The organism is Liquorilactobacillus uvarum DSM 19971 (assembly GCF_001434935.1).
Classification (GTDB): domain Bacteria; phylum Bacillota; class Bacilli; order Lactobacillales; family Lactobacillaceae; genus Liquorilactobacillus; species Liquorilactobacillus uvarum.
In genome coordinates this window covers 96,878-116,459 of sequence record NZ_AZEG01000007.1, presented here as the reverse complement: position 1 = coordinate 116,459, position 19,582 = coordinate 96,878, and the positions used below count along the sequence as shown (strand labels likewise).

19 protein-coding genes are annotated in these 19,582 nt (G+C 40.1%); 15 read left to right on the top strand and 4 right to left on the bottom strand.

The window, feature by feature from the left end:
- Window positions 1-19: 19 nt before the first annotated feature.
- From FD20_RS05260 to FD20_RS05250, 3 genes are all read right to left on the bottom strand, one after another.
- Complete coding sequence (locus FD20_RS05260; protein ID WP_010581076.1) at window positions 20-877, bottom strand: nucleotidyl transferase AbiEii/AbiGii toxin family protein; 858 nt, start codon at window positions 875-877, stop codon at window positions 20-22.
- Window positions 874-1,467, bottom strand: coding sequence for a type IV toxin-antitoxin system AbiEi family antitoxin domain-containing protein (locus FD20_RS05255; protein WP_010581075.1), 594 nt, complete (start codon window positions 1,465-1,467; stop codon window positions 874-876). The genes FD20_RS05260 and FD20_RS05255 overlap by 4 nt, the downstream gene beginning before the upstream one ends.
- An 84-nt stretch (window positions 1,468-1,551) precedes the next feature.
- Window positions 1,552-2,985 carry an AbiH family protein gene (locus FD20_RS05250; RefSeq protein WP_057736521.1) on the bottom strand — a complete coding sequence of 478 codons (1,434 nt, stop codon included), beginning with the start codon at window positions 2,983-2,985 and terminating at the stop codon, window positions 1,552-1,554.
- Window positions 2,986-3,291: 306 nt separating this feature from the next.
- On the opposite strand from FD20_RS05250, the gene FD20_RS05245 reads away from it, so the two are divergent.
- The 15 genes from FD20_RS05245 to FD20_RS05180 all read left to right on the top strand — a co-directional run bounded on the left by FD20_RS05245 (window position 3,292) and on the right by FD20_RS05180 (window position 17,069).
- Entirely contained in the window at window positions 3,292-4,497 is a 1,206-nt protein-coding gene (locus tag FD20_RS05245; protein ID WP_057736520.1) for a replication initiation factor domain-containing protein, read from the top strand.
- Window positions 4,472-4,795, top strand: coding sequence for a hypothetical protein (locus FD20_RS05240; protein ID WP_010581072.1), 324 nt, complete (start codon window positions 4,472-4,474; stop codon window positions 4,793-4,795). The genes FD20_RS05245 and FD20_RS05240 overlap by 26 nt, the downstream gene beginning before the upstream one ends.
- A 16-nt stretch (window positions 4,796-4,811) precedes the next feature.
- The gene (locus FD20_RS05235; protein ID WP_057736519.1) at window positions 4,812-5,858 is read left to right on the top strand and encodes a DNA cytosine methyltransferase; all 1,047 of its coding nucleotides are present in this window, start codon (window positions 4,812-4,814) and stop codon (window positions 5,856-5,858) included.
- A gap of 112 nt (window positions 5,859-5,970) precedes the next feature.
- A complete protein-coding gene (locus tag FD20_RS05230; RefSeq protein WP_003678268.1) occupies window positions 5,971-6,192 on the top strand; it encodes a hypothetical protein in 222 nt (73 codons plus the stop codon).
- A gap of 25 nt (window positions 6,193-6,217) precedes the next feature.
- A complete protein-coding gene (locus tag FD20_RS05225; protein WP_010581070.1) occupies window positions 6,218-6,721 on the top strand; it encodes an antirestriction protein ArdA in 504 nt (167 codons plus the stop codon).
- A gap of 67 nt (window positions 6,722-6,788) precedes the next feature.
- Window positions 6,789-7,169 (top strand): conjugal transfer protein, encoded by a 381-nt coding sequence (locus tag FD20_RS05220; RefSeq protein ID WP_010581389.1) that lies wholly within the window; start codon window positions 6,789-6,791, stop codon window positions 7,167-7,169.
- Window positions 7,166-9,619 (top strand): conjugal transfer ATPase TcpF, encoded by a 2,454-nt coding sequence (gene tcpF, locus FD20_RS05215; protein WP_057736518.1) that lies wholly within the window; start codon window positions 7,166-7,168, stop codon window positions 9,617-9,619. Before FD20_RS05220 ends, tcpF begins: the two co-directional genes overlap by 4 nt.
- Window positions 9,620-11,662 carry a CD3337/EF1877 family mobilome membrane protein gene (locus tag FD20_RS05210; protein ID WP_057736517.1) on the top strand — a complete coding sequence of 681 codons (2,043 nt, stop codon included), beginning with the start codon at window positions 9,620-9,622 and terminating at the stop codon, window positions 11,660-11,662. It abuts the gene before it with no gap.
- Complete coding sequence (locus tag FD20_RS05205; protein WP_010581392.1) at window positions 11,655-12,650, top strand: bifunctional lytic transglycosylase/C40 family peptidase; 996 nt, start codon at window positions 11,655-11,657, stop codon at window positions 12,648-12,650. The genes FD20_RS05210 and FD20_RS05205 overlap by 8 nt, the downstream gene beginning before the upstream one ends.
- Before the next feature lie 50 nt (window positions 12,651-12,700).
- Entirely contained in the window at window positions 12,701-13,258 is a 558-nt protein-coding gene (locus tag FD20_RS05200) for a hypothetical protein (protein ID WP_235807715.1), read from the top strand.
- A gap of 26 nt (window positions 13,259-13,284) precedes the next feature.
- The gene (locus FD20_RS05195; protein ID WP_057736516.1) at window positions 13,285-14,559 is read left to right on the top strand and encodes a conjugal transfer protein; all 1,275 of its coding nucleotides are present in this window, start codon (window positions 13,285-13,287) and stop codon (window positions 14,557-14,559) included.
- 323 nt (window positions 14,560-14,882) lie between these two features.
- Window positions 14,883-15,050 (top strand): DUF2933 domain-containing protein, encoded by a 168-nt coding sequence (locus FD20_RS13535; protein ID WP_162182092.1) that lies wholly within the window; start codon window positions 14,883-14,885, stop codon window positions 15,048-15,050.
- A 14-nt stretch (window positions 15,051-15,064) separates the two neighbouring features.
- The gene (locus tag FD20_RS05190; RefSeq protein WP_041094402.1) at window positions 15,065-15,361 is read left to right on the top strand and encodes a hypothetical protein; all 297 of its coding nucleotides are present in this window, start codon (window positions 15,065-15,067) and stop codon (window positions 15,359-15,361) included.
- A gap of 118 nt (window positions 15,362-15,479) precedes the next feature.
- Complete coding sequence (locus tag FD20_RS05185) at window positions 15,480-16,607, top strand: C40 family peptidase (protein WP_041095442.1); 1,128 nt, start codon at window positions 15,480-15,482, stop codon at window positions 16,605-16,607.
- 18 nt (window positions 16,608-16,625) lie between these two features.
- Window positions 16,626-17,069: a NusG domain II-containing protein gene (locus FD20_RS05180; RefSeq protein ID WP_057736515.1), complete on the top strand. Its 444-nt coding sequence runs from the start codon at window positions 16,626-16,628 to the stop codon at window positions 17,067-17,069.
- 129 nt (window positions 17,070-17,198) lie between these two features.
- On the opposite strand, the gene gshAB is transcribed toward FD20_RS05180, so the two are convergent.
- Window positions 17,199-19,472 carry a bifunctional glutamate--cysteine ligase GshA/glutathione synthetase GshB gene (gshAB, locus tag FD20_RS05175; RefSeq protein ID WP_082232378.1) on the bottom strand — a complete coding sequence of 758 codons (2,274 nt, stop codon included), beginning with the start codon at window positions 19,470-19,472 and terminating at the stop codon, window positions 17,199-17,201.
- Window positions 19,473-19,582 lie beyond the last annotated feature (110 nt).

The window sequence follows — 19,582 nt, the reverse complement described above, 5'->3', positions numbered from 1 at the left end:
ATTCAGGTAGTTATTTATGTTACTCCATACCTGATTTACGGACTAAATCAATCGCTGCATTACACGTAGCTCCAAACTCAATCCCGTGCGCATATTCATTGGGCTTTTGATAAGCAATCCATAATCTTTGAAGACTTGGACTTGTTTTAAGAGCTGTTAATGTTGAAATATAGGTACCTAATTGATTAGTTGTTTCTCTTTTTGCAGAAGTTGCTTGTATTGCCTTTTTTAATACGTCAAACTTTATTTCAGTCTTATCCTGATGATCGAGCAAAAATAAATCGTAAAAATCCTTCAATCGTGTATTAGCATCAGCCCGGCTAACAATCGTCTCCAACTTTTCGGCAATGATGGTTTCAACTGTGTACGCCATAACTTGGACAGTCCGATCCTCAAGTATCATTTTGTGTCCATACTGGATGGCGCGCTCAGTAATCACATCTCCAGTTGATATATCAATCTTAACATCAACTCGTGTGGTATAGATTTGTGCACGGATATGAATCCGGTAACCAGAATACTCATCATCTTCCCTAATTTCGCCAATCCTTACAATTGATAGTTTGATTATATCTTCTGGTAATTCAATGTCACAGATTTCTTGAAACACACTTTTCATTTTATCTTCCGTCACTGGTAAACCAACAATTGAGGTATCAATATCCCGTGTTGAGCGAGTGTCGTTACCAATTAGTGATGCAATCAAGAAGCCACCTTTTAGTACAAGATTTTTTTGGTAAGGCGAATTAGAGATTCTATCAATTAGATCATCCAAAACAATCTCCTGCAACATAATTTGTGGTGTGATTTTTCTTTCTTTTGCTAACTTTCTGATTCTAGCCAAAAATTGCTTCTGGTTAGTAAATTCAAGTTTCACAGTAGGACCTCCATATACGTTCTAATTTCTTCTTCTACCTTAAATGTTCTTGCGTACGCCATTAATTGGCGGAGATTCTTTTCTTTCCGATGGGCGTAACTATTCATTGCTTGTTTAATCGTCTCGGCATCAGACCTATCTCGCGTTCGCAGGATATCACACAAGGTGCGCTCAACATCGTAAACCTTAACTAGGTGTCCACCGGGAGTTTTAGTTGTTGTTATGCCAATTTCATAAAGATCCTTTTTTTGTCGATAAATCTTGATTGGTGCATCGGTTTTTGTACTGTACGCGTATGGCAACGGAAAGTTCATCTCATAGGTACTTGGCGTTCGATCAATCATTCCATAAAGGAATAATGCCGTATCTTTAAAGAAAACACCTTTTGAAAGGCTATATTGTATCGCAGCAATATCGTCACCAAATTCAAGTGGATCAATATAAACACCCGGTGCTAATCTTTCAAGCTGTCCATGAGCATACATGTTGCGCAGCACTCTAGGTGAGATGCCCATTGAATTAGCAGTTTTAGATGTAATTTGACCACCGTTTTTGTTCAAGTACTCAATGATCTCATCTTGTTGGCTCATTATTCCACCTCAATTCAAAAAAATCCGCTTTCTACTCAAATTATAACATATAGTGAGTAAAAAACGGATAAATTATTTTGGCTTTCATTGACTCTTTCGCTTGCCATACTTTGCTAGAATATCTGCAATGCTATATTCCTTTAGAATGAGCCTATTTTCTAATAATAACTTATGCAGGAGATTATTTTTATTTTCTTGCCTTGAAGTCTTAATATACCGAGTTAATAAACCATTAATTCTATTGAGGCTTTCAGTTTCAATAGAAAGTGACTGATCTCGACCAGGGTAATCCGTGTACCAGTACTCTATAATAACATCACTATTGTATATATCAGCTGTATCGAAAATTGTTCGAAAATATGAGTCGTCAGCTTTTGATAAACTGTGACCTAGGATTACGATTTTATCAACGTTATAATCAAGCCTAACTCTTTTCTTATCAGGAACACATTTTGATAAAACAGTATTCAACTCTGATAGACGAAAGGTCTTAGTGAATGGTGCCATAAAGTCTGTAAATTCTGGATAGTCGAGAATTACTTGATAATCAAATCCAATAATGATTCCAGAATTTTCTTCTGGGACCAACGATTCATTTTCTATTGATCCATGTATGTTTAGTTGATTCCCACAGTAAAGGCTCTTAGATTCCTTCAGTGCAGGTCGAGAATAGTTAAAATTAAGTATTTGAACTTGTTGATTTTGCTGGGTTTCATTGAGAACAGAATACATCAAAGCGTTTGATGCATCTTGATAGTTAAGTCCACTGTTTAGAAGTTTTCCTTGGCGTTCAGCAATGAACTTTGAAAACTCGGATTCCCAAATATTAATGTCTCGTATTAATACGGGTTGAAGAGAATAAAAACTAGGAAATATCCCGGGAATTTGCATATCTTTTTCAGGATCACTGATATTATCCATTTTTATAGTCTGTGAGGTCTTAACATCACCAGTATGCAAAAAATACGGATTAAAAAGGTCCAATCGAGATGACTTTTCTGTATAAAATTTATTCACTCGATACAACAATAGTAATTGCCAAAAATAACCATTACTCACATGATCTAAGTTGTCAGGAGTAATAGCCAACAATTTATTAAGGTTAACAACTAGCTCAGCATCCAGACCATCCGTATTTCTTAATAGAAATTCATCACGTGATAATACAATGCCCACTTCATCCATTGCTGAAATGATTTTCTCTTCGTCTTCCTTTTTGGATTCAATACCTCTACCAGAAATTAATCCCAAAAAATCTTGATTATATATTACATCAAGGACGGAATCTTTTAAAAATTTTTCAAAGTTCCACCAATCCCAATTGTCATTTTGTTCTTGTTTTCCCCATCCACCATAGGTATGGGTCTCCAGAGCAAGATCAATTATTGTCCAATCTGAAAGTTTAACATTTTCTAACTGTTTACGGCGATAAATACCAAATTCTTTGAAGGTTGATTGCATACCAAGTGCTAAATCAAAACCATTTCCTATAATGAATAATGTTTTTTTCTCGGCCATAACATTCGCCTCACCTAATTTTATAATATATAGTAAAAATTGTAACACTTTTTTTGATATAACAATAACCTTAGACTGATTCGCCCCGCCGTGCTGTGCAGCGCGAAAAGCGCGAGCGGAGGCGGCGGTCGGCGCAAGCCGGCCGCATCAACCCCCGGTATGTAACACGGGGGTAGAAAACTGATACGTCACGGCCGAAAATAGCGTAGAAACGTTGCCGTAACTACAACTTAATAGCTTTACCTAAAGACGACCAGCTTGTGTAAGGTCGCCTTTTTGTATTTTGAAAAGAAAGGAGTTGATTCAATGCCGATTTGGCGTGAACAAATACGGACTAAGCGTAAGCAACTGAATATCACGCAAACAACTTTAGCTCGACGCATCGGGATTACAGTGAGACACGTCCAACGTTTAGAAAACGGCACGCGGAGTCCAAGTAGTTCTTTACAAATGCAAATTGACTATGTATTAGCTCACTGGGGTGAAGATCCAGAATTAACACTCAATTTTGATTATGTGCGTATTCGCTTCCCCACTCATGATGTGGAGACCTTGATTGAAAAGGTGCTCAATCTAAAAATGGATTTCATGCTATTCAATGACTGGGGATTATATGGTTATTCCACTAGCTATGTTTTTAGCAATATCCAAGTGATGGCCTCTACCCCAACCGAAAAAATTGGTACACTATTAGAACTTAAAGGCCAAGGGTGCCGTGAGTTTGAAGGAGTCCTATTGGCTAATGATGAAACTTGGTTTGACTTTTTTCGAAGGTGTTTAGAACTTAAAGCCGTTTTTAAACGAATTGATTTAGCTATTAATGATCACGCTGGTCTCCTCAGTATTCCTGAACTCATTACCAAATGTGAGAAAAATGAATGTATTTCGGTAATGCGTCGATTTGAAGGCCTAAAATCTGGTGCCATGACTGATGAACAAGCCGAAGATCATGGTGCGAGTTTATACGTTGGTTCGATGAAAAGTGATATTTACTTCTGTATCTATGAAAAAGAAGCGGAACAACAACATAAGTTTGGTACTGACTATCAAACGGTCGGAATCAAAAACCGCTTTGAAATACGTTTGAAAAATGATCGCGCCAAGATAGCTATTGAAGATTTACTTGCCTATCGTGATGTTGAGCGAACTGCTTTTGGCATTATTACTCGCTATATTCGTTTTGTTAATCGAGGCAAAAATAAAGATCGGGCTAAATGGCCGCTTAATCCAACCTGGACAGTTTTTTGTGGCAAAGGTAGGCAGCCACTACGACTGACCCTTGATCCCGAGCCCTTTGATCTTCGCCGCACTCGCGCTTGGATAAAAAAGCAAGTTGCTCCAACCCTTAAAGTTCTGCTGAACATTGACGGCTATAACGGTAATAACAGCACGATGGCTATAATCAAGAACACCGAATTAAAGCAAAAGCATCAAACGATACTTGAACAACAAACCCTTGGTATTAGTGAAGTTGGAGGTGATTATTTTGAAAACGACCAAGGAACTGAATAAGCCACTTGCCACCTTTCCCGCTGGAATCAAAGACTATATTTTCAATGTTTATTACTACCGATTACAATTGGTCGGTGTTATCGAAGATCCCAATTTTCTACAATTACATGAACTAGATAAGTATCTAACGCCAACCAGCTATATTGATTGGCGTTTTTCTGTGCATTGGCCGGCGCCGATTTTAGACGTGTACGGTAATCCAATTAAAAGCGAAGAGTTATTGCAATTGCTCTATCAGGTCTCGGCTAAAACCGGTTGGCCGCTACTAACCATTAAATCTTCCCGCAAATATTTTTGAATTTTGAGGTATCATCATGAAATTTTTAGACCTATTTTCTGGCATTGGTGGTTTTAGGCTTGGGATGGAACAAGCCGGGCACACTTGTGTTGGCTATTGCGAAATAGATAAATTTTCGCGTAAAAGCTACGAAGCAATTTTTGATATCAAAGGAGAATGGACTGCCCATGACATCACAACAGTTAGAATTACTGAACTTCCAACCGCAGATATTTGGTGCTTCGGATTTCCATGCCAAGACATCAGCCTTGCTGGAAAATTGCGAGGATTCACCACAGGCCATCGTTCAAGTCTGTTCTTCACAGTTACAAACCTTATTAAGCAGCTACCCGATAATCGCCGACCCACAATTCTATTTATTGAGAACGTTAAAAACCTTCTTAGTATTAACGGCGGACTTGACTTCCTTAGAGTGCAAATTGAATTGGACCAATTGGGGTATGACGTTGAATGGTCAGTTCTCGATTCTGCCGCCCTCGTTCCCCAACACCGCGAGCGTTTATTCATTGTCGGACATCTTAGAACAAAACGTCAGCGACAAGTATTTCCTATCCCAGACAATGGAACAACGACTACTAAAGGACTAGCTCAAGTCAATCCAACTGTGACGCATCAATATGAACGCGTTTATGACCCTGATGGTATCGCACCAACTCTGGTTGCAACCTCTGGCATTAGAACAAAGATCATCACACCAACACAAAAATCACTCAAGGTATCAGATGCCACTCATCGTGGTTACACTAATGCGCATAGTGGTGATGGCATCAGTCTAACCTATCCCACTAGTCAAACTCGACGTGGCCGCGTTGCTCATAAAAAAGCGCACACTTTACTAACTGATGGCAGTGAAGCAGTTGTTGATCAAGCATTACGTATCCGTCGTTTAACGCCACTTGAATACTGGCGCCTACAAGGTTTTCCTGATGAAGTATTTTATAAAGCCAAGGACTCTGGCCTATCTGACGCACAACTTTATAAGCAAGCCGGTAATAGTGTGACGGTACCGATTATCAAAGCTATTGTATCGCGGTTTCAACTATTGAGTGATCAACATAAATAAATCATCTAAGAATGGTCGTGCGTTACCCTGTCAAAAAACGTGCAATCCATAATGGAGTTATTCATAACAATCTTAATCTGACTATATTTTCTAAATGAAAGGATGAACTTCTATGAACTTCGGACAAAATCTCTTCAACTGGTTCACTAGCAACGCCCAGTCTTTAGTGCTGATGGCAATTGCCGTGATCGGTGTTTTCTTAGGCTTTAAACGTGAATTTTCTAAACTGATCGGCTTTCTGATCATTGCATTGATCGCTGTGGGGCTGGTATTTAATACCGCCGGCGTTAAAGATGTGCTATTGAACTTATTCAATCGTGTTGTTGGTGCCTAATTACTGCAAGAAAAGAGGTAGCTAAATGGAAACGGTACGCGTTTTTATCGTCAACTTAGGTTATTACAATCAAGGCAAGACCACAGGTAAATGGTTCACCCCACCGTTATACCCTGATGCCATTGCCGAACAGCTGGAATTGAAAAATGACAGTGAAGAGTACGCGATCCATGATTACGAAGCACCTTTTGAAATTGATCGCTTTGATTCAATAGACGAGATCAATCGTAAGTATGCTGCTTTAGAACGGCTTGAAGAATATGATTTTGGTGCTGACGTTAGTGCCTTGATTGGCGAATGGTTCCGTGATATTGAAGAACTAGCTGAAAACGCTGAGGATATCGTTATCTATAAGGGTGTTTCAGATATGGCCGAGCTAGCTCAAGATGCTGTGGAATCTGGTGCAATTTTCGGTGACCTTCCAGATCAAGTCATCGCTTACCTCGACTTTGAAGCACTGGGTCGCGATATAGAAATTGAAGGTAATTACTTGGTTACCAACAGCGCTATTTATGAATACGCAAACTAAGATTCTTCCCGGGGACTGGTCTAGCAAATGGATCAGTCCTCTTTACCCCAATGAAAGGAGGTCACTTATGAAAAAGATTCGTAGTTACACCAGCATTTGGTCAGTGGAAAAAGTGCTCTACGCGATCAATGATGTTAATCTACCATTCCCCGTCACGTTCACGCAAATGACTTGGTTCATCGTTGCGCTATTTTTGGTCATGTTGCTGGGCGATGTACCACCACTAAGTTTTATTGATGGCGCGTTCCTAAAACATCTCGGTATTCCAGCAGCCATTACTTGGTTCATGAGTCAAAAGACTTTTGATAACAAACGGCCACTAGGTTTTCTTCGCTCGGTGATCACTTATTTTACCGCCCAGAAGATCACGTTTTCCGGACGGCCAGTCAAACCCGTTAAAGCCCATGCCCTTGACCACATCACCCACGTAAGGAGGTTCAACCAGTGAAGTTTCCCATAAAATATATCGAAGACAATTTAGTGTTTAATCGTGATGGCGAATGCTTCGCCTATTACGAACTCGTCCCCTATAATTACTCTTTTCTCTCACCTGATCAAAAAGCGGAAGTCCACGAAAATTTCCGTCAGTTGATCTCACAAAACCGTGACGGTAAACTGCATCTCTTACAACTTGCCACCGAATCCAGTATCAAAGACACGATGCGCCGTTCCAAAGCCACGGTCAAAGGAAATTTAAAAAGTATTGCCGATACGCATATTGACGGTCAAGCCGCCGCGTTGATCGACAATATTGGCGATAATCAAGTTGATTATCGTTTTTTTATTGGTTTTAAACTGCTGTTAAACGACCGCGAGTTATCCGCTAAAGGCGTTTGGCATGATATCATGCTTGGCATTCAGGATTTTCTTCATGAATTCAATGAAAAATACACCGGTGACTTCATGGTCATGAACAACAGCGAAGTTGATCGTTTTCGTAAAGTCGCCCGCTTCCTTGCCGATAAAGTCAGTCGCCGGTTTAAAATTCGACCGTTGATTAAAGATGACTTTGGTTACTTGTTAGAACATCTTTACGGTATGTCAGGGCAAGATTATGAAGACTACCAATACCACCTGCCACGACAAAAAAATGAACAAGATACGGTAATCAAAAAATATGACTTGATCAAGCCAACGCGTTCGTTGATTGAACAAAAGCAGCGTTACTTGATCATCACCCACGGTTTCACCGAATCCTATGTCACCTATATGGCCTTATCCGATATTGTTGGTGAATTAGATTTTCCCGGTAGTGAGATTTTCTACTTCCAGCAACAACAATTCGATTTTCCCATTGATACCTCACTGAATGTGGAAATTGTGACTAACAAAAAGGCACTAACTAAGGTGCGTAACAAAAAGAAAGAATTGAAAGATTTAGATAACCACGCCTATGAATCTAATAACGAAACCACTCGCGGTGTCGCCGATGCCCTTGATTCCGTTGACGACTTGGAGGCTGAGCTTGATCAAACTAAAGACGCGATGTACAAAATTTCCTATGTCATTCGCGTCAGTGGAAAAAGCTACGATGAAATGAAAAAGCGCGCTGATCAAGTCCTCGATTTCTATGATTCATTGAATATTAAATTGGTTCGCCCGTTCGGCGATATGCTGGGGCTACACAGCGAGTTCATGCCCGCTTCAAAGCGCTACATGAATGACTACATTCAATACGTGACTAGTGATTTCATTGCCTCATTAGGCTTTGGTGCTACTCAAGCTTTAGGAGAACGCGAAGGAATTTATGTGGGCTACAACGTGGATACCGGCCGCAATGTTTTCATCAAACCTGACTTAGCCGCGCAAGGCTTAAAGGGAACAGTGACCAATGCTCTTTCGGCCGCTTTCCTTGGTTCACTTGGCGGTGGTAAATCATTTTCTAATAACTTACTCGTTTACTACGCCGTACTCTATGGCGCACAAGCTTTGATACTTGATCCAAAATCGGAACGAACTGATTGGGCGAAAAATTTAGACTTCATGCAAGACGATATTAACATCGTTAACCTGACCAGCGAAGAAGCGAATCGCGGTTTACTTGATCCTTATATCATTCTCAGTAATCCAAAAGATTCTGAAAGTCTGGCGGTCGATACACTCACCTTTTTAACGGGAATCTCTAGTCGTGATGCCGAACGGTTTCCGACTTTACGTAAAGCGATTCGCAACGTCACCCTTGATCCGCAACCCGGATTATTGAAAGTGATCACTGAACTGCGCCGCGAAGGGACCCCGATTGCCAACAATATCGCTGATCATATTGAATCGTTCACCGATTATGATTTTGCCGCCTTACTCTTTTCAGATGGCTCCACTCGCCGTTCGATCGCCTTGGACCGCAAAATCAATATCATTCAAATTGCCGATTTGGTCCTGCCTGATGCGGACAAAACGCAAGATGAATACATCACCGCGGAAATGTTATCCGTCGCCATGTTGATGATCATCTCGACTTTCGCCATCGACTTTATCCATGCCGATCGTTCGCAATTTAAAATTGTCGATCTCGATGAAGCTTGGGCATTTTTGAATGTAGCGCAAGGTAAAGCTCTTTCTATGAAGTTGATCCGTGAAGGCCGTTCAATGAATGCTGGGGTTTATCTAGTCACGCAAAACGCTAATGATCTTCTAGACGAAAAGATGAAAAATAATATCGGTATGAAATTTGCCTTTCGTTCGACCGATATTAATGAAATCAAAAACACCCTCACTTTCTTTGGGCTTGGTGCCGAAGATGAAAGTAATCAACACCGCCTACGTTCACTGGATAATGGTGAATGCTTATTTCAAGATATTTGGGGCCACGTCGGTGTCCTACACTTTGATTATATCTTTGAACATCTATACAAGGCCTTCGACACTCGCCCACCAGCGCAGATAACTGGAGGTGAGTAAATGTCGGTACGTAAAAAACGACTTTTATTACTGATCGGCTTTGTGCTAGTCGTGGTGCTAGTGAGTGCTACTTCTCTCCAAAGTGTCCACGCAGCAGGCCTAGTCGATGAAACCGTCAATAATAAACACGAATTTTCCAAATATCCAGTCAATAACTATCAACTAGATTATTTCGTCGATTCATCATGGGATTGGTTGCCATGGAACTGGGGTGACGGCATTGGCAAGTCGGTCATGTACGCTATTTATGCTATCACCAATTTTCTGTGGCTGATCTCCGTCTACCTCTCCTACGCCACGGGTTACCTGATTCAACAAGCTTACTCACTAGATTTCATCAAAGATACCACCGATGCCATTGGTAAAAACATGCAACTACTCGCCGGGGTTTCTAAAAACGGCTTTAGCGCTGACGGCTTTTATCCCGGTATGCTTTTGTTGCTGATATTAGTGCTTGGCGTGTATGTCGCCTATACTGGCCTGATCAAACGTGAATCCTCCAAAGCCATCTCAGCGGTAGCCAATTTTATCGTGATTTTTATTCTGTCGGCAAGCTTCATTGCCTACTCACCCGACTATATTGGCAAGATCAACCAATTTTCCGCCGATATGAGTACCTCAGCTTTAAACACTGGTTCTAAAATGATCATGCAAAATAAACAGTCCACCTCAAAAAACGGGGTTGATGCGATTCGTGAAACGTTATTCAACATTCAAGTCAAACAGCCGTGGACGTTATTACAGTTTGGCGATTCTAATCTCAAGGAGGTTGGCGAGGATCGCGTCAACAAACTGGTCAAAACTGATCCGTTCAAGAACAAAGGTAAAGATCGAACAGAGATCGTCAAGGCTGAAATTGAAGATAAAGAAAACGACAATCTATCAGCGGTCAAAACGATTCAACGTTTAGGTGTGACCACCTTTGTGTGTATCTTCGATATCGCAATCACCATTTTTGTCTTCTTTCTCACAGCGATGATGTTATTTAGTCAAATCCTCTTTATTATTTACGCCATTTTCTTACCGATCAGTTGTCTCTTAGCCATGATCCCAGGATTTAACGGCTTAATGAAAACGGCTGTTTTGCGGCTATTCAATACGATCATGATGCGTGCTGGCGTCACTATTGTCCTAACATTGACGTTCTGCCTTTCCACCATGATCTATGGGCTATCGACCACCACCCCATTCTTTCTGGTCGCCTTTCTCCAAATCGTCATCTTTGCCGGCATCTGGATGAAGCTCGGCGATTTAATGGGCATGATGCAGCTTAAAAGTTCTGACTCCCAAGCTGGTGCTAGTCGCTTGCGCCGCAGTAGTAGCCGTTTGATCCGGCAGGTCATGGGCAACGCCGCAATGGGTGGTATGCTCGCACGCGGTTTAAAACCACGTCCACAGCCGCAGACTGAAACTGGTACTGATGCAACCGGTAAAGGTAATTCAAAACGACCACAGCCCAATAAACGCGATGCCACCACTAGCAAGATGACCCGTGCTGGTAAAAAAGTGGGTGCTGCATTAGATACCAAAAAGAAAATGGCCGCAACTGCGAAACACACCAAAGAACAGTTAAAGGATCTGCCAACCAATACAAAATATGGGTTACATCAAGGTAAAGAAACGGCTAAAAAAGGTATTGGTGATTTCAAAAATGGGTTGAAAAATCAGCGTCAAGACAATCAATCAGAACGCGAACTGGCCGCTAAAAAACGTCGGGAAGAAATGCAACGGCGTAAATTAGTGGTTGATCCGCCAAAGAATCCACGGCAACCGTCTAATTCTGATCCGATCAAGAAAAAGTCGGCAGTTTCTCCAGTCACGCAACCAAAGCCACGCGATCCCAGTACCACTAAACTACCACATACTAAAACACCAATAGAAAAGCCAACATCACGGCCCAAACAATCATTCACGACTGCACCCAAAACTGGTGAGAAACGGCAATTCAAACCGACAACTGACAAGCCACTGAATCTCGTTGTCAATAAAACAACCATGCACCGTAAATTGCCGGTCAAGCCAAGGCAAAAACATGATGAATAAGAAATGGTTAGGCCTAGCCGTTTTGCCGATCATACTCATTAGCTTGTTGTTCTTTTCAGTGGCAATGACAGCTGATGACGATGATAGTAGCGATTCTACTGAGTTAGTGGTTGATTCGATGAACCTTTCCGCAGAAGTACTCAAGTACAAAAGTACCGTTGAAAAATATTGCAAGGAGTTTGGTATTCCTGATCAAGTAACCGTGATTCTCGCGATTATGCAAGTTGAATCTGGCGGTAAAGGTAGCGATGTCATGCAGTCTAGTGAATCACTGGGCCAAGCTCCCAGTAGTTTATCGCCGGATGCTTCGATCAAACAAGGCGTGAAATACTTTGCTAGTTTAATCAAATCCATGAAAACAACCAAAACTGATTTAAATACAGCTATTCAAAGTTACAACTTCGGTGGCGCTTTTATTAATTATGTGGCTACGCATGGTAAGAAATATTCGCTACAAATAGCCAGTGATTTCGCTAAAGAAAAGGCCGGCGGCAAAAAAGTCACTTACACCAATCCAGTTTCTGATGAAGGTTGGCGCTACGCTTATGGCAATATGTTCTATGTAAGTTTAGTCAGCCAATATCTTAGCCCGACTGTGGCTAACTTCAGTGATAAAACGGTCAAAGCCATAATGACCGAAGCACTTAAATACCAAGGCACGCCCTATGTTTTTGGCGGCTCAACGCCAACCACAGGTTTTGATTGTTCTGGGTTAACCAGTTGGGCTTACGCCAAGGCTGGTATTAAGCTCCCGCGTACCGCCCAAGCGCAATATAATGTGACCCAACATATCAGTATCAAAAACTCCAAGGCCGGTGACTTAGTATTTTTCAAAGGCACTTACGCAACTTCAGATTACATTACCCACGTTGGCATCTATGTCGGTAATATGCGCATGTATAATGCTGGCGATCCCCTTGGCTACGCTAACTTAAATACCGCCTACTGGCAAGCACACCTTGTTGGTGCTGGTCGCATCAAGAAATGAGGTGATTATCCATGACCTTAAGTGAGAACGGCTATAGCTACGACCACTGGATGGACCTGTTAACTAACGCTATTGATCATACTTTGGTTGAAAGTCGGATTGATTTGAATTACGGCGATAATCGCTTATTACGTAACAAACAACTCGATCACGCTTCAGCCGAATGGGAACGCATCAAGTTTTTTGAACAACATGAACCGAATGTTAATGATCTAGTCAAAGCGATTGATTACTTTGTCGCCGAACTGCCGCAATTTGAATTTGGTAAACGTCGTGAGTTCCGTTTAGCTTTAGAACATGAACAAAACGTCAAAGAGTGGTTAGGCAATACTAAGTTTCGTGAGGAAGACCGCCAATACATTTTAGATCGAGAACTACACCTTGCCGAAGAATTTTTCACCAACGATGACAAATACGATCTTTATAGTGAACTAGACTATCGCGGCTACACCCAAGTCCGTCTACGCCAGTTATTTGACCGCTTTCGCAATGACTATCCCAAATTTTATCAGTGTTATGAACTGGACCACAACTATCAAAAAAATAATCACCTTGCCATCTTGCAACAAAATAGTGTAGCTAATCTCGCCACTAAACTTAAATGGTAAATCTGATCCACAAGGAGGAACAATCCATGGCCCGTCAAGATTATGAAGACTACGACTATGAGTACGACGACTACGAAGATCCCCGTGATCATCGCTATGCGGAACGCCCGCGACCACAGTATCATGAAGATTATGAGGATCGACCACCGCAGCGAATACAGGAACGGGACGAACGCAACTATCGCCGACCACCAGATGATTATCGCGATGAGCGTTACCCACCCCACGACTTTGAACAACAACGTGAACCACGGTCATCCTATGATCGAGAAAGTGAACACGATCTACAGTATGAATACAACGAACGTCCAGCCAAGCATCAGATCGCTTCACATAAGAAAGCCCGTCCCAAGCGGCCGCGTAAAAAAGTCAAACGACAACGACCACCAAAGCGCCAACCAAAACCGATGAAAGAAAAAAAAACCCGCAAGTTAAAACAACCTCGCGTTGGCATCCGGCGAAAAACTACTTGGTTCTGTTGGTTGATCTTGATCGCTAGTGTGAGTTTTGGCGTGTACAAGAATTTCACTGCCATCAATAAACACACAGTCCATGAACGTGAAGTAGTGAAAGTTAAGTTGACTGATACCAACGCGATTGAAGCATTCATCACCGACTTTGCCAAAGTCTATTACACATGGGAACCTAACCAGGAAAAATTAGAAAACCGACAAAAAGATCTTAGTAAATTTATGTTAAATGGATTGGTGACCCTGAATGCCGATGCTTTGCGTTCAGATATTCCGACAACTTCCACTGTGTCTGATATTCGAATTTGGAAAGTTGAGGCTAAAAAGAATCAAGTCAATGAAGTCTTATTCACCGTTAATCAGCAGATCAAAAACAGTCAAAAAGAAGACGCCGCAAAAGCAATCGAGTCCGCCTACTCATTGAATGTTATGAAAAATAAAGATGGTGACATGGTGATTGTGACTAATCCAACGATTGCGGCAGCTCCGTCTAAGGCCAAAGCAACAGAAAAACAGCTTCAAACAGATAGTTCAATTGATGCCGAAACCACCAGTAGCATCACTAAATTTCTAACGACTTTCTTCACCCTTTATCCTAGCGGCACCACCAATGAACTGAAATATTATGTCGATGGAGGGACAAAACCACTAAATAAAGACTACCGTTTTGCGGAACTGGTCAATCCCACCTTCCATCGTCAAGGCGACAACATTCGAGTTGACGCGACCGTCAAGTTCCTCGATAGTGAAACCGATATGACCCAATATTCACAGTACTCTCTTATTTTAGAAAAAGCAGGTTCAAACTGGACAATTAAGTCTGGTTTATAGTAAAAACCACGGCGTTCAAATGAATGCCGTGAATACATAATATGCTTTAAATAACAATTAATTTATTTTATATTTACAGTCTTTAGTTGTCATGATTACTTAGCATCGAGTTTATCGTCTTCTTCTGCTCATGTTGAATAAATATACTTGCGTAATGCCTGATATTGGTGATAAAATTCGTGTTCGTTTTTATTCTCTTGCGGTGTTCAGTAATATCGGTTTGCGCTCTAGATTTTAATTATGAATAAACCCACTGCAACATAGAAATGACACACTTCTATTTTATACTTATTCTAGAATCAAAAACGAAAGGAAGTGAAGTTATGTCACAATGGATTCTAATAGCTCTTATTCTTTTAGCACATCCACTCATGATGCTATTTATGCATAAAGGTATGATGCATGGGAATTCTGGTAGTATGAATGGCTGCGGAAATCATACCCAACAAGATTCCAGCAACACTGAAAAACCACGTAAAAAAGTCAATTAGCTTGGAGGTATTATATGCAAATATTAACTGGCAGTCATGACAATGAAGTTCATGAACATCTTTATGAAAGTGGTCCAAGACGGATTGGTCATCGTAAATTAAAGAAAAATACCGTGACAAATAATGGCGAATTTCATCCAGTACCTGGAAATATAGTTCTTATTCCTTTGAAAGGAAAGGTAAAGTTAACCACACCAGATCAGGAATATACTATTCAAAGCGGTCAAGTTGCTGTGTTAGAATCAACCGATAGTTTTTATTTAACCGCAATAAGTGATGTTGAATTTATCGGCGTAGTTGACATCAAATAATTCAATTTTGAGTGCTTATCTCAAGCACTCCTTTTTTGTATATTTCTCCATATTTATTACACATTAAATTGTTTAAATGAAGTATATTGCATAATTGGAGGACATAAAGTTGAAATTAATGAAAAAAAATACACCTATTTTAGTTACAGCACTATCATTAACTGGTATTGTACTTTTCACAGGAAAACCAGCTGAGGCAGCTACAACTCAAGCTACAGTTTCCTATCAAATCGGTGCTACTACAGTTTGGAGTAGTCCAAGCTATTCTAGTAAGCCAATTAGTTATTTAGCTCCTAATTCAAAAGTTACCCTTGATGTTAAAAAAAGTGTTAACAAAGTAAACTGGTATCAATTAGCAGAAAATCAATGGGTACCAGAAACATATTTAAAAATGGCTCAGGAAACTACGGTTACACCCACGGCAACAGCCACAACCAAAACGGTAGTTGCAAACTTAAAAGATGCCGCAATCACTATTTGGACTGATTCAGCTGGTACTACGCCGACTGGAGAATACTTATCTTATGGTACTGCCATAACTATTCAAGGGCAGCAAGAAATAAATGGTGTGACTTGGTTCCGAATTGATCAAGGATGGGTACCAGAAACATACTTAGCGTCTGATAACAATGGAACCCCTTACTATATTAATTCTCAAACAAAACAATTATCAGCTCCGCAACAAAGCGCTACTTCTGAAACAGTTAGTACCAATGATTCAAGCGATGATACGATTGCCCCCACTACAGCTGCACAAAGTTCAACTAGTTCAAATATTATGCAAACAACTAAATCGGCTCTACCGCAAGAACAATCGGTCAACAATCAAAGTTCGGCTGCTGCTAATACAGGAGCACAAAAAACTACTAACACAAACGCTGCCTCACAATCTACTATAGAAAATATTATTAATGCAGCAGAAGCACAAATTGGTGTTCCTTATGTGTGGGGTGGAAAAACACCAAGCGGATTCGATTGTTCTGGCCTAGTTGGCTATGCGTTTCGCCAAGCAGGGAAAGAAGTTGGCGGTTACACCGTTGCTCAGGAAAGTGCTGGTACTAAAGTTAGTCTAGATAATCTGCAACCAGGTGATATTCTTTTCTGGGGAGAACCTGGTGCCAGCTACCATGACGCTATTTATATTGGTAATAATCAATATATAGATTCACCAAAACCTAGTGATTCAGTTGGAATTCGCACGATCAATAGTTATTTTTCTCCCTCATTCGCAGTTCGTGTCTTTTAATTATGTCGATAAATAAAAATGTTTAAAAATCTAAAAAAACAAGTGCGTCCTTGGGATTATATAATTTTTCTCATATTATTAATAGTTTCCTTTATACCATTAGCCATATTTGGATATTCTCAAAAGCAACAATTGGCCGCAGCAGCCGATAATAATACTAAACCAATTATCTATGCTGAAATTTCTATTGATAAAAAAGTAATAAAAAAAATTAAATTATCAAAAAAAACACCACATAAATTATTTACCTTACACCCACACTCTGGTGAATATAATATTATAGAAGTTAATGGGACACGCATTCGAGACAAGGAAGACAATACACCAGACCAGATTGCTGTCAATACTGGTTGGATTAGTAAACCAGGTCAACAAAGTATTTGTCTTCCTCACCGTCTAATTATAACGATAAAAAGTAGTAATAAGTCTACCACACCAGATAACTCTCTTGTAAAGCCTTAAACATACAAGCGTTTAAAAAGGCAATCATGATCCTCCAAAAGGATGTACTCCAAATTGGAAATTATGATTGCCTTTTACTATATATTTATTTTTGCGTACTCATCATTATTATCATTATTGAATGAAGCATTACAAATTGGTTAGTTGTGGAAACAGGAACTCTAACACGTCTACTGTTACTCGACGTTTTTTACCCTTATAGGGATAGCAATGCATATCCATCATCGGATTGTAGTTGGCCTCGATAATTGAGTAGGACTCGTGACTAGAAACCGGAACTAATCTATCTGGAATAATCAAATCAATTCCACATATTTTTGCACCTAAACACTTCACAGCAGCTACAGCTTTTTCCTTGTAAGTAAAGTCAATTTGATCAGTTACATCAATGGAATCACCACCGGAACTGATATTTGAATTTTTTCTAAGATAGGTGCGCTTACCAACCACCGGAATTGAATCAACCGTAAGGCTTTGGCTTTTCAACATGGCTTGTTCGACCACACCCAAAGAAATCTTTGTAAGCGGTGTTCGATCATTCAGGCCACGTAAAGTACTCTTATTTTTAATTGCAACTAACTGTTTTACTGTATGATGCCCATCACCAATAACATTAGCTGGAATTCGTAATAATACTGCCTTTATTTTATCATTAATTACTAAAAACCGATATTCAGGCCCTGCAAAAAAATTCTCAACCAGTACAGTCGAACATTCAGTAAATGCTCGCCGAATTGCTTGTTGATAATCAGCTAGAGAAGGAGAAAACTGAAATACGGAAACTCCCCTACCGTAATTAGCCGACTGGGGCTTAATCACAATCGGTTCACCCACAAATCTTGAATAGGCCGCTAAAGCCGTGTCCGCGTTAACAAATTCAACTCCGATTGGAACATTAAACCCCGCCGTGACCAAAATCCTTTTAGTAGCCGTCTTATTTTTCATGATCAGCGGCACAATATAACTATCTCGACTTGTCATATTACCATTCTTAACATACTCAATTTGGTGACCCAATTGTAGTTTTAATAACTGATCATTTTCATCGACCATGTCCACCATAATACCTTTTTGAATTGCATCAAACATTAAGATTTGTGTTGATAGCTCCATATTGACAAAGCCGTTTAATTGATAAGGTACCTGCATGGTAACCCTACGATTCTTTAATCCGATTGCTGTTGCCAAATCCGATTGTTTAGTGGCCATTAACCCCTTCGTCATTCGTCCACCAATCGTTTTTGTAACATCTATGAGCATGTCCTGGGACTGTTGTAGCACTTCTTCATAACCATTTAAATTCAACTGCTTTGTCATTTTTTTCATTAAATTAATTATTTTAAGGCCGTTTGTTCGATAACAAGTTGGTGCTAATGGTGACTCAAGCGCCACCTCATTATTGGTTTGATTACCAGTTGCTATCCAATCATCACCATTTTTCTTCTCATCTGTCCAAAGCATGAATAGCATAAATAGTTCCATAAACACAATCTGATTTTTACTAATTCCATATCGTTCAAATGGATTAATATCGATATTTCTTAACTCAAGATAATCAATTTTTGTTTGTTTACATCTGACTATATTTTGGCTCTCGCGCAACCTAACTGAAGAATAAAATTCTTTCTCTTCAAGTAAATTACCTTTGCGTATTTGAGATTCGATATCACTGAGATAGATTTTCAATGATTCGAACGATACTTGAACATTTTCTTTATTGCGATAACCGAACTCACTGTTTCTAATGCTTCGAACTATCTTCTGGGGCTTCTCTTCATGGTGCTTAAAGTAGTTACGTTCGGCAACAGGAGATGCACCGAACAAATAAGTAATCACCCAACGGTAATGCAGATAATTACGCGCTATTTTCAAATAGAGAGTTGTTTTAAAACAGGCAAGATCCTTAATTTCACATTGTTGGCGATACAATGCTTCAACCAACACAGCCGGAAGCTCAAAATTAAAATGTAAGCCACTGATCATCTGTTTACGCCGACCATAAGTTTTTGCCAAATAACGTCGATACAAAACATCCTTAAAGTCGGGTAACTTAGCTAGGCTAATCTGATCTTCACAACTTGGCAATGCTGGTGGCATGCTAAGAGGCCACAACATTTCATTAGTTGGTAATGACTGGTAGACCACATCATGTAATGCAGCCAACCAATGGAACAAATCATTCACAGTATCCACTACCGGGGTTACGATTTCTAACTGTGTCTCGGCAAAGTCTGTTTTAATATAGGGATGAAACCGACGACTACCAAATACAATCGGGTGATCAGTACCAGCTAACTTTCCGTCTAAAGTTACTCGCTGGCTTTCGCGCTCTACACCAATTCTCGAATGCGATATTGCAGATACACTTGGCGTTTGCTGCAATAATTCACTAAAAATAATCAACTATTTTCATCTCTCTTTTTCACACTTTTGCTTTTTAGAAACTATAAATAACTATTATTACATCATAGTCCGCAAATACTACGATATTTTAAGCGTAAATATTATCTCGG

Bases quoted from the DNA above. Each gene is read 5' to 3' on its own strand.
- FD20_RS13535 (WP_162182092.1), top strand. From the start codon at position 14,883: ATGTCACAATGGATTCTAATAGCTCTTATTCTTTTAGCACATCCACTC.
- FD20_RS05230 (WP_003678268.1), top strand. From the start codon at position 5,971: ATGAACTTCGGACAAAATCTCTTCAACTGGTTCACTAGCAACGCCCAG.
- FD20_RS05200 (WP_235807715.1), top strand. From the start codon at position 12,701: ATGGACCTGTTAACTAACGCTATTGATCATACTTTGGTTGAAAGTCGG.
- FD20_RS05190 (WP_041094402.1), top strand. From the start codon at position 15,065: ATGCAAATATTAACTGGCAGTCATGACAATGAAGTTCATGAACATCTT.
- FD20_RS05185 (WP_041095442.1), top strand. From the start codon at position 15,480: ATGAAAAAAAATACACCTATTTTAGTTACAGCACTATCATTAACTGGT.
- FD20_RS05210 (WP_057736517.1), top strand. From the start codon at position 9,620: ATGTCGGTACGTAAAAAACGACTTTTATTACTGATCGGCTTTGTGCTA.
- FD20_RS05180 (WP_057736515.1), top strand. From the start codon at position 16,626: ATGTTTAAAAATCTAAAAAAACAAGTGCGTCCTTGGGATTATATAATT.
- FD20_RS05255 (WP_010581075.1), bottom strand. From the start codon at position 1,467: ATGAGCCAACAAGATGAGATCATTGAGTACTTGAACAAAAACGGTGGT.
- FD20_RS05245 (WP_057736520.1), top strand. From the start codon at position 3,292: ATGCCGATTTGGCGTGAACAAATACGGACTAAGCGTAAGCAACTGAAT.
- FD20_RS05250 (WP_057736521.1), bottom strand. From the start codon at position 2,985: ATGGCCGAGAAAAAAACATTATTCATTATAGGAAATGGTTTTGATTTA.
- FD20_RS05205 (WP_010581392.1), top strand. From the start codon at position 11,655: ATGAATAAGAAATGGTTAGGCCTAGCCGTTTTGCCGATCATACTCATT.
- FD20_RS05220 (WP_010581389.1), top strand. From the start codon at position 6,789: ATGAAAAAGATTCGTAGTTACACCAGCATTTGGTCAGTGGAAAAAGTG.
- FD20_RS05195 (WP_057736516.1), top strand. From the start codon at position 13,285: ATGGCCCGTCAAGATTATGAAGACTACGACTATGAGTACGACGACTAC.
- FD20_RS05235 (WP_057736519.1), top strand. From the start codon at position 4,812: ATGAAATTTTTAGACCTATTTTCTGGCATTGGTGGTTTTAGGCTTGGG.
- FD20_RS05225 (WP_010581070.1), top strand. From the start codon at position 6,218: ATGGAAACGGTACGCGTTTTTATCGTCAACTTAGGTTATTACAATCAA.